The following is a 12,284-nucleotide window of genomic DNA, read 5'->3' as shown; positions in this document are numbered from 1 at the left end:
GCGATGGTACTCCCATTTCGTCAGTGTGACGATTTCTGGGGCACGTGGCAGCATTGCTGTGTGACGTCACCCGCTCCCGTAGAGATCGAACGCACCGAGTCGGCGGAGGAGGTCTTCGCCGTACCCGAGCCCGACGTCCCCTGGGTCACGATCGTCCACAACGACCCGGTCAACCTCATGAGCTATGTGACGTACGTCTTCCAGACGTACTTCGGCTATCCCAAGGACAAGGCCACCAAGCTCATGCTCGACGTCCACCACAAGGGCCGGGCGGTCGTCTCCAGCGGCAGCCGCGAGGAGATGGAACGCGACGTGCAGGCGATGCACGGCTACGGTCTGTGGGCCACCCTCCAGCAGGACCGGAAGTAACCCAGACACATGCCCGGACACTTCGAACCGCTCCCCGGCGGCGGCGCGGCCGTCGCGCTCGACGACGTCGAGATCTCCATCATCCGGTCCCTGGCCGTGCAGCTCCTGGAGCTGATCGGTCCCGGTCCCGCCGAGGACGCCTCCGCCGACCCGCTGGCCGGGCTGTTCGCCGAGGGCCCGAGCGAGCCGCCGAGCGACCCGGTGCTGCGCCGGCTCTTCCCGGACGCCTACACCGACCCCGAGCGGGAGCCGGACACCGCCGCGGAGGCGGCCGAGCGCGAGGAGCACTCCGCCGAGTTCCGCCGCTACACCGAGAACGACCTGCGCGCGGGCAAGCGGGAGAACGCGCTCGCGGTGATCCGCACCCTGGACGCCCCCGCCTCGGCGGCGGCGGACGAGGGCGTGGCGGTGCTGAAGCTCTCCCCGGACGAGTCCCGGCAGTGGCTGACCGCGCTCAACGACCTCCGGCTCGCGATCGGCGCCCGGCTGGAGATCACCGACGAGGACGACACCGATCCGCTGTACCACCTCCCGGACCACGATCCGCGCAAGCCGATGGTGCTCGCCTACCTCTGGCTCGGCGGGCTCCAGGAGACGCTCGTCTCCACGCTGCTGCCGTAAACCCCGCTGCCGTAACCCTGTTGCCGTAGCCGTTTGTAACGATCCGCCGGATTTTGTGTTCGCTCAGAGGACGCTCAAATCCGGATAACGATCGCGTCACCGTTGCGGCCTGGTATGTCCTGTTCGCGCGCTCTTTGTCCGCTTCTTCCAGTGTGATGCGCCACACGGACCCCCTGTGATCATTGTTGCGGTCGTGATAAATCTTCACGACCGCCCGGCGAACACCACCCATGTTCGACCGGGTGCGCCACCGAGCCGGCGACCGCCGGCCAGGCACGGGCGGGCTCGCAACCCGCCCAGCTCCATCAGTTCCGGGGGGATCGAAACCCGATCCGAGGCCGCTGACCGGCCGCGGGTCGGCATGGAGAAAGGCGCACCACCATGGCCTCTGAGAAGGTCACCGAAGCCCCTGAGGAGGGGTACGAGCGAGGACTCGGCAGCCGCCAGGTCCAGATGATCGCCATCGGCGGCGCGGTCGGCGTCGGCCTGTTCCTGGGAGCCGGGGCGAACATCGCCAAGGCCGGTCCCAGTCTGATCCTCATGTACGCCCTCGCGGGCGCGATCATCTTCTTCATCATGCGGGCCCTGGGCGAGCTGCTGCTCTACCGCCCGGTCTCCGGTTCGTTCGCCGAGTACTCGCGCGAGTTCCTCGGCCCCTTCTTCGGTTACTTCACCGGCTGGACGTACTGGCTGATGTGGGTCGTGACCGGCATGGCCGAGCTGACGGCTGCCGCGATCTACGTCGACTACTGGTTCCCGGGCGTCCCGCGGTGGGTCACCGCGCTGGTCTTCCTGGTGGTGCTGTTCGGCGTCAACCTGATCTCCGTGAAGCTCTTCGGCGAGCTGGAGTTCTGGTTCTCGATGGTCAAGGTCACCGCCCTGATCGGCATGATCGTGATCGGTCTCGGCGTGCTGACCTTCGGCTTCAGCGCCGCCGGTGACACCGCCTCCGTCTCGAACCTCTACGCGTTCGACGGCTTCTTCCCCAAGGGAATCGGTTCTTCCCTGATGACGCTCCAGGGCGTCATGTTCGCCTACCTCGCCGTCGAGCTGGTCGGCGTCACCGCGGGCGAGTCCGAGGACCCCGAGAAGACCCTGCCGAAGGCGATCAACACGCTGCCCTGGCGCATCGCCCTCTTCTACGTCGGCGCCCTGACCGTGATCCTGTGCGTGGTCAAGTGGACCGAGTTCTCGGCGGGTGTCAGCCCGTTCGTGAAGGCGTTCGCGGAGATCGGCATCCCGGCGGGCGCGGGCATCGTCAACTTCGTCGTCCTGACCGCCGCGCTCTCCTCCTGCAACTCCGGCATGTACTCCACGGGACGCATGCTGCGCACCCTGGCGGACAGCGGCGAGGCGCCGAAGATCTTCTCCCGCCTGTCGTCCTCCAAGACCCCGGCGATCGGTGTCACCGTCTCGGTGCTCTTCATGGGCATCGGCGTGGTCCTGAACTACGTCGTCCCGGCGAAGGCGTTCGGCTACGTCACCTCCATCGCCACCGCCGCGGGCATCTGGACCTGGCTGATGATCCTGATCAGCCATGTGCTCTACCGCCGCAAGGTCGTCGCGGGCAAGCTGCCCGCCTCGTCCTTCCCGGCGCCGGGCGGCTCGGTGTGCTCGTACATCGCGATCGCCTTCCTGCTCTTCGTCACGGGCTTGATCGCGTACGATGCCGACTCCCGCATCTGCCTGTACGTGATGGCGGTCTGGGCCGTCGCCCTCGGCATCGGCTGGTTCGTCATGAAGTCGCGTACGCCGCAGACCGGGGAGCGCGACGAACCCGCTCTGGAGAAGGTGGGCTGACCCCACCGACAGGACCATCCAGGACGCCCGGCCGTCGGGAGTACTCGTGGCACTCCCGCCGGCCGCCGCTCAGGGCGTCCGCCATGTGGGCCGTCCCGTACCGCACCTCGGTACGGGACGGCCCATGCTCCTATCCTGGCGACCATGCTGACCATCACCCAGGACCTGTACGACAAGATCGTCGCCCACGCCCGCGCGGACCACCCCGACGAGGCGTGCGGCGTGGTCGCGGGACCGGAGGGCACCGACCGCCCCGAGCGCTTCGTCCCGATGCTGAACGCGGCACGCTCGCCCACGTTCTACGAGTTCGACTCGCAGGACCTGCTCAAGCTCTACCGGGAGATGGACGACCGCGACGAGGAGCCGGTGATCGTCTACCACTCCCACACCGCGACCGAGGCGTACCCCTCGCGCACCGACATCGGCTACGCCAACGAGCCCGGCGCCCACTACGTCCTGGTCTCCACGGCGGACGCCGACGGGCTCGGCGATTTCCAGTTCCGTTCCTTCCGCATCCTGGACGGCGAGGTCACCGAAGAGGAGATCAAGGTCGTCGAGGCGTACTGATCTCACATCGCGGTCGGAAAATGTCCGGCATGTGGGAACACCTTCCGGGCGGCGGTCCGGGAATCGATACGATGAGCTCATGGTTCTGACCGTGGTGTGGGCCCACCGCCGACGTCCGCGGTGGACGTAGCGAGCCCGCAGCCCCGACGACCCCTTCCGACAGGAGCCCGCAACCATGGCCATCGAGGTCCGCATCCCCACCATCCTCCGCCAGTACACCGACGGCCAGAAGGCGGTCGAGGGCGCCGGGGCGACCCTCGCCGAGCTGTTCGCCGACCTGGAGACCCGGCACGCGGGCATCCGGGACCGGGTGGTCGACGCCGGTCAGTTGCGCCGGTTCGTGAACGTCTACCTGAACGACGAGGACGTGCGCTTCGTGGACGGCATCGACACCAAGCTGTCCGACGGCGACACCGTGACGATCCTGCCGGCGGTCGCCGGTGGGATGGTCTGATCGGTCGTCGGGCTCCATGCGCTACGACTCCCCGCTGGCCGCGGTGGGCGACACCCCTCTGGTGCGTCTGCCGCGGCTCTCGCCGTCCCCCGACGTCCGCCTCTGGGCCAAGCTGGAGGACCGCAACCCCACCGGCTCGGTCAAGGACCGCCCCGCGCTGCACATGATCGAGCAGGCGGAGAAGGACGGCCGGCTCACCCCGGGCTGCACGATCCTGGAGCCCACCTCGGGCAACACCGGCATCTCGCTCGCCATGGCCGCCAAGCTCAAGGGCTACCGGATGGTCTGCGTCATGCCGGAGAACACCTCGCAGGAGCGCCGTGACCTGCTCGCCATGTGGGGCGCGGAGATCATCTCCTCCCCGGCGGCGGGCGGCTCCAACACCGCCGTGCGCGTGGCCAAGGAGCTGGCGGCGGAGCACCCCGACTGGGTGATGCTCTACCAGTACGGCAACCCGGACAACGCGGGCGCCCACTACGCCACCACCGGACCCGAGATCCTCGCCGACCTGCCCTCGGTCACCCACTTCGTGGCGGGGCTCGGCACCACCGGCACCCTGATGGGCGTCGGCCGCTATCTGCGCGAGCAGAAGCCGGACGTGAGGATCGTCGCCGCCGAGCCGCGCTACGACGACCTGGTCTACGGGCTGCGCAACCTCGACGAGGGCTTCGTGCCCGAGCTGTACGACGCCTCGGTGCTCACCACCCGGTTCTCCGTCGGCTCGGCGGACGCGGTGGCCCGTACCCGGGAACTCCTCCAGCAGGAGGGCATCTTCGCGGGCGTCTCCACCGGCGCCGTGCTGCACGCGGCGATTGGGGTCGGGCGCAAGGCGGTCAAGGCGGGGGAGAGCGCGGACATCGTGTTCGTGGTCGCCGACGGCGGCTGGAAGTACCTCTCCACCGGCGTCTACACCGCCGCGACCACAGAAGAGGCGGTCGAGGCGCTGCACGGCCAGCTCTGGGCCTGACCCGCCTCAAGACCACCCGCCTCAAGACCGCCCGCCTCAAGACCACCTGCCACAAGGCTCCTTCCGGTCAAACCCGGGAGGCGCACAAGATCGCGTCAGCCCCCTCCTATGAGGGGGCCAACCGCTTTCTATGGCGGGGCAAAGAATTCCCTGCGGTACTGCCGGGCGTCCGCGCCCCGGGGCTACGTTCCTCCCGCGACCTGTCATGTCACGCTCATCGACATGCCGGACGTCTGAGAGTGTCATGCCCATGACCGCGCGCTCTGCCGCCGCTACGCGCGTCACGTGCCTGCCAATCCAGTGCGAGAACCCCACTTCCCATGGAGGCAGTTCCCCATGCGTGAGTCACGCACCGGCGGGCGGAGACGGAGTCTGTCCAGACTCCTCGCCGTCGCCCTCCCCGCACTCGCCCTCTCCGTCGCCGGATTCACCGCGGCCCCCACGGCCTCGGCCGGCACCACCGCCCCGGCCACCTCCCACGCCTCGCGCACCACCCAGAACCACAAGGCGCTGACCGACCCGGACCGGCAGACCTTCCACACCACCGGCAAGGCCGGCCAGAAGGTCCCGACCACCCATCTGTGCGCCACCGCGAAGGCGGGCCAGGCGTCCTGCTTCGCCCAGCGCCGCACCGACATCAAGCAGCGGCTCGCCTCCGCGGTCGCCGCCGCCACCCCCTCCGGCCTCTCCCCGGCCAACCTGCACAGCGCCTACGCCCTGCCCTCCACCGGCGGCTCGGGGCTGACCGTCGCGGTGGTCGACGCCTACAACGACCCCAACGCCGAGGCGGACCTCGCCACCTACCGCTCCACCTACGGTCTGTCCGCCTGCACCAAGGCCAACGGCTGCTTCAAGCAGGTCTCCCAGACCGGCTCCACCACCTCGCTGCCCACCAACGACAAGGGCTGGGCGGGTGAGGAGGCGCTGGACATCGACATGGTCAGCGCGGTCTGCCCCAACTGCAACATCATCCTGGTCGAGGCCAGCTCCGCGAACGACACCGACCTCGGCAAGGCCGAGAACGAGGCCGTCGCGCTGGGCGCCAAGTTCGTCTCCAACAGTTGGGGCGGCAGCGAGTCCTCCTCCCAGACCACCGAGGACACCCAGTACTTCAAGCACCCCGGCGTCGCCATCACCGTCTCCGCCGGTGACGAGGGCTACGGCGCCGAGTACCCGGCGACCTCGCAGTACGTGACCGCCGTCGGCGGCACCGCGCTCACCACCGCGTCCAACTCCCGCGGCTGGAGCGAGTCCGTCTGGCACACCAGCTCCACCGAGGGCACCGGCTCCGGCTGCTCCGCCTACGACCCGAAGCCCGCCTGGCAGACCGACACGAGCTGCGCCAAGCGCATGGAGTCCGACGTCTCCGCCGTCGCCGACCCGGCCACCGGCGTCGCCGTCTACGACACCTACGGCGGCTCCGGCTGGGCGGTCTACGGCGGCACCAGCGCCTCCGCCCCGATCATCGCCGGTGTCTACGCCCTCGCGGGCACCCCGGGCGCCTCGGACTACCCGGCGCAGTACCCCTACAACCACACCGCGAACCTCAACGACGTGACCAGCGGCAGCAACGGCTCCTGCTCCACCTCGTACTTCTGCACCGCGCGCGCCGGTTACGACGGTCCGACCGGCTGGGGCACCCCCAACGGCACCGCCGCCTTCACCTCCGGCGGCTCCAGCGGTGGCGGGGGCGGCGGCACCTGCACCTCGGCGCAGTTGCTCGGCAACCCCGGCTTCGAGTCCGGCAACACCACCTGGTCCGCCAGCAGCGGGGTCATCAACTCCGACAGCGGCGAGGCGGCGCACGCCGGTTCGTACAAGGCGTGGCTCGACGGCTACGGCTCGTCGCACACCGACACGCTCTCCCAGTCGGTGACGATCCCCGCGGGCTGCAAGGCCAGCTTCACCTTCTACCTGCACATCGACACCGCCGAGACGGGCAGCACCGCGTACGACAAGCTGACCGTGACCGCCGGTTCGACCACCCTGGCGACGTACTCCAACGTCAACGCCGCCTCCGGGTACGCGCAGAAGACCTTCGACCTGTCGTCCTTCGCGGGCCAGACGGTCACCGTGAAGTTCAGCGGCGTCGAGGACTCCTCGCAGCAGACCAGCTTCGTCGTGGACGACACCGCCGTCACCACGAGCTGAACCGCACCAGCACCTTTGGTCCCGCGCGCGGAAGCCGTCCGCGCGCGGGACGCGCGCGTTTGCGGGGAGCCGATCGCGCCGGTGGTACGTCACATCACCAGCGGTGCCGAGCGGCACCGGACACGACGGAGAGGCGGACCCCATGCGCCGTACGACGTCCCGCGCCCTCGCGGCGACGGCCCTGCTCCTGCTGCTCGCGGGCTGCGGGGGCGAGTCCACGCCCTCGGCGTCGACCAAGCCGTCCGCCGTCCCCTCGCGCCCGGGCGGCTGCGCGGACCAGGTGCGGCTGACCTCCGCCGCCGCGGGGAAGACGGTGTGCCTCAAGCGGGGCGGCGAGCTGCGGCTCACCCTCGACGGCACCAGGTCCCGCCCCTGGGAGCCGGTCCGGACGAGCGGTCACGCGCTGACCGCGATCAACGCCGGGATCGTGCTCCAGCCCGGCGACGCCACCGCCGCCTACCGCGCCGCCGCCACCGGCACCGTCCACCTGACCTCCAGCCGCCCCCTGTGCGCGCAGCCCACCAAGCCGGGCGGCGTCTCCTGCAAGGGCATCCAGGAGTTCCGGGTCACCGTGCGGATCGGCTAGGACAGGCCCTAGCTCCCGGCAGCCGGTTCGGTCAGCGCCTCGATCAGATGCGGGGTGACCCGGCGGGCCAGACCCTGGACGGCGTCGTCGCGGGTGCTCTGGATCAACTGGAGCGCGGTCAGACCCTCGGACAGGGCGACCACCAGCCGGGTCAGGTCCTCGGTGGGCACCGCTGCCTGCCGTCCGGTGGCCGCGAGCGCGCGGGCGACCAGTCGGGCGAGCCCCTGGGTCAGCCGCTCCTCGTGCACGGCGAGCGCCCGCGCGGTCCCGGGGTCACGGGCGGCGTGCAGGGTGAACTCCATCGACACCAGGAACCAGCCCCGCTCCTCGGGGCTCTGCCCGATCCGGTCCAGGAACCGCGCGACCGGATCGCCCTCCGCCTCCAGACCGGACCCCGCCTCCGCCAGCCTGGCCAGCAGCCGGTCGGTGTGCGCGTCGTACAGGGCGAGGAACAGCTCTTCCTTGTCACGGTAGTTGGAGTAGAAGGCGCCGCGCGTCAGCCCCGCCCGCTCGACGATGTCGCTGATCGAGGTGGCGTGGAAGCCCCGCTCGGTGAACAGGGCCAGCGCGCTCTCCATCAGCCCGGCGCGGGTCAGCGGGCGGCGCTTGGTGGGTGACTTGGGCACGGCGGAACCTTTCGTACGGCAGCGGGGCGGCGGGCGTTGCCGGACTCCAGTGTCCGGGCTCCCGCTCCGGCGGTGCGCGCGGGGGCTCAGCTCCCGGTGCCGTAGTCGTCGTAGAAGCCGCGACCGGTCTTCACGCCGAGGTGTCCGGCGTCGACGTAGGTCCGCAGCAGATCGCGGGGTCCGGTGGGCAGACCGGGGCGCTCGGCGGCGTAGTGCTCCTCGATGTCGAGGACGACGTCCAGTCCGACCCGGTCCATCATCCGGAACGGACCGGCGGGGGTGTGCATGTTGATCTGCCACATCCGGTCCACCTCCTGCGGGGTCGCGACGCCCTCCGCGACGACGGACAGCGCCTCCCGCTTGATGGCCGCCCAGACCCGGTTGAAGATGAAACCGGTGCTCTCGCGGCGCGCCTCGAAGGGGAAGATCCCGTACTCCGGCAGCACCCGCAGCAGCAGATCGAGGACCGCGCGGTCGGTGCTGCCGCTGGACATCAGGTCCACGGCGGGCTGCTCGGGCGGCATGTAGAAGTGCATGTTCACCACGCGCTCCGGCTCACGCACCCGGTCGGTGAACTGCCGGGTGGGGTACGACGAGGAGTTGCTGGCCAGGATCGCGTCCGGGTCCGCGAGCCGGTCCAGGTCGCCGAACACCTGCTTCTTCAGCTCCAGCTTCTCCGGCACCGCCTCCACCACGAGCCAGCTCCCGGCCAGCGCCGCCGCGAGGTCCTCGCTCGCGACGACCTTCCCGGGCGCCCCGCCGAGGACGGAGGCGGCGACCTCGGGAAGGTGCTCCCCGACCCAGGCGCGGGCGGCGTCGGCGGCGCCTGGGAAGGGGTCGTACACCCGGACCTCGCCGCCCCGGTCGGCGAACATCAGCGCGATGCGGCGGCCGAGCGTACCGGCGCCGATGACGGTCACCGGGCGCTCGTCGACGTCTTCGGGAAGGGTGAAGGACATGGCCGTGCTCCTCTGCGGGCGGATGCATCCCCTGTCGGATACACCATGTATCGAATACATCGTGCATCCGATACATGGTGTACGCAAATGGCGCGGGCGTGCCGAGGGCAGGGGAGTCCCGGACTCGGGACAGGCTGGTGCTCCGCCGGGCGACCTAGGGCCTGTCCGGTGGATCTTCGTGGGCCCGCGACGCCTGGCACGCACTCTCGCCGCACGCCCGAATCACCCGAGTACGTCCAGTACGAGGGAGATCCGGGCGCACGCCGAGAGCACGCACCAGACGCCGCGGGCTGCTCCACGAAGATCCGCCGGACAGGCCCTAGCGCGCCAGGTGGCGGACCTGGTCCCACAGGGCGGGGTCGACGACGCCCACCCGGCGCCGGAAGTCGCGCACGCGGACCTCGCGCAGCTCGTCGGTGCGCAGGAAGCTGGGGCGCCCCTGGGCGTCGCCCACCGAGCCGGGCGGCAGCGGGATGACCCCGGCGCGCTGGTCGTGGTACTTGCTGGTGATCTTCGCGACCGTGACCCGGTCACCGCGCACCGACAGCACCAGACACGGCCGGTCCTTGGAGTCCGGGCGGTCTTCGTAGGGCACGTCGGCCCACCAGATGTCGCCCGGTCGCGGACGGTCCGTCAGAGTCCGCGCGCCGTCCGGGGATCGGGTGCCCGGGCGGGGTCCCGGCGCGGGGCGACCGGGCGGGCGCAACCGCCGTCTGCGCGGACGGTGACCGCGCCCCCAGCCGTCCACCAGCGTGGCGACCAGCGCGAGCAGCACCACCGCCGCGAGCGCGAGCCACCAGGACGTGTCCATGAGGACGACGTTACCGGCGCGCGCCACGCCTCGCGCGCCCTTGGCGCATCCCAACGCGCCCCCGATCCAGCCGAACCGGTGACACCGCAGGTGAGTTCGCCCACAACGGCGCCGGGCGGAGGAGCGACCCGTGCTTTCGCGCCTTACGCTCGACGAACCGCACGCCCCGCCCTTCCGTAATCCGCCCATCCGTCCCCCGCCAACGGAGGTTTCTGCTTCATGAAGCTCACCGTCGTCGGCTGCTCGGGGTCGTTCCCGTCCGCGGAATCGGCCTGTTCGAGCTACCTCGTCGAGGCCGACGGCTTCCGGTTGCTTCTCGACATGGGCAACGGCGCCCTCGGCGAGCTGCAGCGCCACATCGGTCTCTACGACCTCGACGCGATCTTCCTCAGCCATCTGCACGCCGACCACTGCATCGACATGTGCGCCTACTTCGTCGCGCGCTACTACCGGTACGACGGCGGCCGCTGCGCCCCCATCCCGGTCTACGGCCCCGAGGGCACCGAGCACCGGCTGACCACCGCCTACGCCGACACGCCCTCGGCGTCCTCGATGAGCGAGGTCTTCGACTTCCACACGGTCAAGCCGTCCACCTTCGAGATCGGTCCGTTCACCGTGCACACCGAGCGGGTCCGGCACCCGGTGGAGGCGTACGCCATCCGCATCGAGCACGCGGGCAAGTCCCTGACGTACTCCGGCGACACCGGCGTGTGCGAGGCGCTGGACGAGCTGGCCCGGGACACCGACCTCTTCCTGTGCGAGGCCGCCTTCACCCACGGCAAGGAGAACATCCCCGACCTCCACCTCAACGGCCGCGAGGCCGGCGAGACGGCGACCCGCGCGAACGCCGGTCTCCTGCTCCTCACCCACATCCCCCCGTGGACCGACCCCCAGGTCAACCTGGCGGACGCCCGCGCGGCGTACGCGGGCCCGGTGGAACTGGCGCTGCCTCGCACGACGTACGAGCTGTAGCCGCACGGCGCCTTTCGCGCTCGCGGCGCGACGAAGGCCCCGGGACCTCATCGGTCTCCGGGGCCTTCGTCGCGCTGCGGGGAGGACTCACGCCTTGGTGAGGTCCTCCACCTCCTCCTCGGGCTCACGGCCCGGGGTCGGCAGGTCGAACTTGGTGATCGCGAAGCGGAAGAGCACGTAGTAGACCGCGGCGAACACCAGACCGATCGGGATGATCAACCAGGGCTTGGTGGCCAGGTTCCAGTTCAGCACGTAGTCGATGGCACCGGCGGAGAAGGTGAAGCCCGCGTGCACGCCCAGCGCCCAGGTGATGGCCATGGACAGGGCGGTCAGCACCGCGTGGATCGCGTAGAGCACCGGCGCGATGAACATGAAGGAGAACTCGATGGGCTCCGTCACGCCGGTCACGAAGGAGGTGAGGGCGAGGGAGATCATCATGCCCATCACGGCCTTGCGGCGCTCGGGGCGGGCGGAGTGCGCGATGGCGAGGGCGGCGGCCGGGAGACCGAACATCATGATCGGGAAGAAGCCCGACATGAACTGTCCGGCGGTCGGGTCACCGGCGAAGAAGCGGTTCAGGTCGCCGTGGACGATGTCGCCGGCCGCGTTCTTGAAGTCACCGAGCTGGAACCAGGAGACGGCGTTCACGAACTGGTGCATGCCGACCGGGATCAGCGCACGGTTGACCAGACCGAACAGACCGGCACCGAAGGCGCCCAGACCCGTCATCCACTCGCCGAAGTTCGAGATGCCCTCGCCGATCGGCTCCCAGATCAGACCGAAGACGACACCGACCAGGGTGCCGACGAAAGCCATGATGATCGGCACCAGACGGCGCCCGTTGAAGAAGCCGAGCCAGTCGACCAGCCGCTTGCGGTGGTAGCGCTGCCAGAGCACGGCGGCCAGCAGACCCATGATGACGCCGCCGAGAACGCCGGGGTTATTGTAGGTCGCGGCGATGTCCGCGCCCTTCTGGACCTTCGCCTCGGTGACCGGGAACGCCTTGAGGACGTTGCTGTACACCAGGAAGCCGACCAGTGCGGCGAGCGCGGTGGAACCGTCCGCCTTCTTGGCGAAGCCGATGGCGACGCCGACACAGAAGAGAAGGGGCAGGTTGTCGAAGAGCGCGCCGCCCGCGGTGGCGAAGACCGCCGTGACCTTGGCGGGCACATGCAGCTTGTCGTGAATATCGGGCTGGCCGAATCGGAGCAGGATGCCAGCCGCCGGCAGTACGGCGATCGGGAGCTGAAGGCTCCGGCCGACCTTCTGCAGGCCCTGGAACAGGCCCGATCCCCGCTTCTTTGCGGGGGCCGCCTCTGCGGTGGCGGTGCTCATACGTCCTCCATCGGTGATGGTCTACACCACTCAGTGGTGTAGACCTGTTTGTAGCACGATGGCGTC

General features: G+C 69.9%; 13 protein-coding genes. 9 read left to right on the top strand and 4 right to left on the bottom strand.

The features are described from left to right. Positions 1-3 precede the first annotated feature (3 nt). From clpS to IF655_RS18000, 8 genes are all read left to right on the top strand, one after another. Positions 4-369: an ATP-dependent Clp protease adapter ClpS gene (gene clpS / locus IF655_RS18035; protein ID WP_051095398.1), complete on the top strand. Its 366-nt coding sequence runs from the start codon at positions 4-6 to the stop codon at positions 367-369. A gap of 9 nt (positions 370-378) precedes the next feature. After that, positions 379-990: a DUF2017 domain-containing protein gene (locus IF655_RS18030; RefSeq protein WP_199585836.1), complete on the top strand. Its 612-nt coding sequence runs from the start codon at positions 379-381 to the stop codon at positions 988-990. Positions 991-1,371: 381 nt separating this feature from the next. Further along, the gene (locus tag IF655_RS18025; protein ID WP_199585835.1) at positions 1,372-2,790 is read left to right on the top strand and encodes an amino acid permease; all 1,419 of its coding nucleotides are present in this window, start codon (positions 1,372-1,374) and stop codon (positions 2,788-2,790) included. Between the two features lie 144 nt (positions 2,791-2,934). Continuing rightward, positions 2,935-3,357 carry a Mov34/MPN/PAD-1 family protein gene (locus tag IF655_RS18020; RefSeq protein WP_199585834.1) on the top strand — a complete coding sequence of 141 codons (423 nt, stop codon included), beginning with the start codon at positions 2,935-2,937 and terminating at the stop codon, positions 3,355-3,357. Positions 3,358-3,532: 175 nt separating this feature from the next. After that, positions 3,533-3,811 carry a MoaD/ThiS family protein gene (locus IF655_RS18015; RefSeq protein ID WP_018549662.1) on the top strand — a complete coding sequence of 93 codons (279 nt, stop codon included), beginning with the start codon at positions 3,533-3,535 and terminating at the stop codon, positions 3,809-3,811. Between the two features lie 16 nt (positions 3,812-3,827). Beyond that, entirely contained in the window at positions 3,828-4,778 is a 951-nt protein-coding gene (locus tag IF655_RS18010) for a PLP-dependent cysteine synthase family protein (RefSeq protein WP_199585833.1), read from the top strand. Between the two features lie 336 nt (positions 4,779-5,114). After that, on the top strand, positions 5,115-6,929 hold the full coding sequence (locus IF655_RS18005) for a S53 family peptidase (protein WP_199585832.1): 1,815 nt from the start codon (positions 5,115-5,117) through the stop codon (positions 6,927-6,929). Between the two features lie 142 nt (positions 6,930-7,071). Next, positions 7,072-7,515, top strand: coding sequence for a hypothetical protein (locus IF655_RS18000; protein ID WP_199585831.1), 444 nt, complete (start codon positions 7,072-7,074; stop codon positions 7,513-7,515). A gap of 8 nt (positions 7,516-7,523) precedes the next feature. Here IF655_RS18000 and IF655_RS17995 read toward each other — a convergent pair whose 3' ends face one another. The 3 genes from IF655_RS17995 to IF655_RS17985 all read right to left on the bottom strand — a co-directional run bounded on the left by IF655_RS17995 (position 7,524) and on the right by IF655_RS17985 (position 9,911). Next, the gene (locus tag IF655_RS17995) at positions 7,524-8,141 is read right to left on the bottom strand and encodes a TetR/AcrR family transcriptional regulator (protein WP_199585830.1); all 618 of its coding nucleotides are present in this window, start codon (positions 8,139-8,141) and stop codon (positions 7,524-7,526) included. Between the two features lie 86 nt (positions 8,142-8,227). Then, the gene (locus IF655_RS17990; RefSeq protein WP_199585829.1) at positions 8,228-9,100 is read right to left on the bottom strand and encodes a 3-hydroxyacyl-CoA dehydrogenase family protein; all 873 of its coding nucleotides are present in this window, start codon (positions 9,098-9,100) and stop codon (positions 8,228-8,230) included. Between the two features lie 319 nt (positions 9,101-9,419). Next, positions 9,420-9,911, bottom strand: a complete 492-nt coding sequence (locus IF655_RS17985) for a type II toxin-antitoxin system PemK/MazF family toxin (RefSeq protein WP_199585828.1) — start codon at positions 9,909-9,911, stop codon at positions 9,420-9,422. Positions 9,912-10,130: 219 nt separating this feature from the next. Between IF655_RS17985 and IF655_RS17980 the strand changes: the two genes are divergently transcribed. Beyond that, positions 10,131-10,883: an MBL fold metallo-hydrolase gene (locus tag IF655_RS17980; protein WP_199585827.1), complete on the top strand. Its 753-nt coding sequence runs from the start codon at positions 10,131-10,133 to the stop codon at positions 10,881-10,883. 87 nt (positions 10,884-10,970) lie between these two features. Here the strand turns inward: IF655_RS17980 and IF655_RS17975 are convergent, their stop codons facing one another. Next, entirely contained in the window at positions 10,971-12,218 is a 1,248-nt protein-coding gene (locus tag IF655_RS17975) for a PTS transporter subunit EIIC (protein WP_199585826.1), read from the bottom strand. Positions 12,219-12,284: the final 66 nt, after the last annotated feature.

Origin of the sequence: Streptomyces sp. DSM 110735, assembly GCF_016482685.1 — a bacterium.
Lineage (GTDB): Bacteria > Actinomycetota > Actinomycetes > Streptomycetales > Streptomycetaceae > Streptomyces.
Note: the sequence above shows the minus strand (reverse complement) of the source record. Positions and strands in the feature narration are given on the sequence as shown.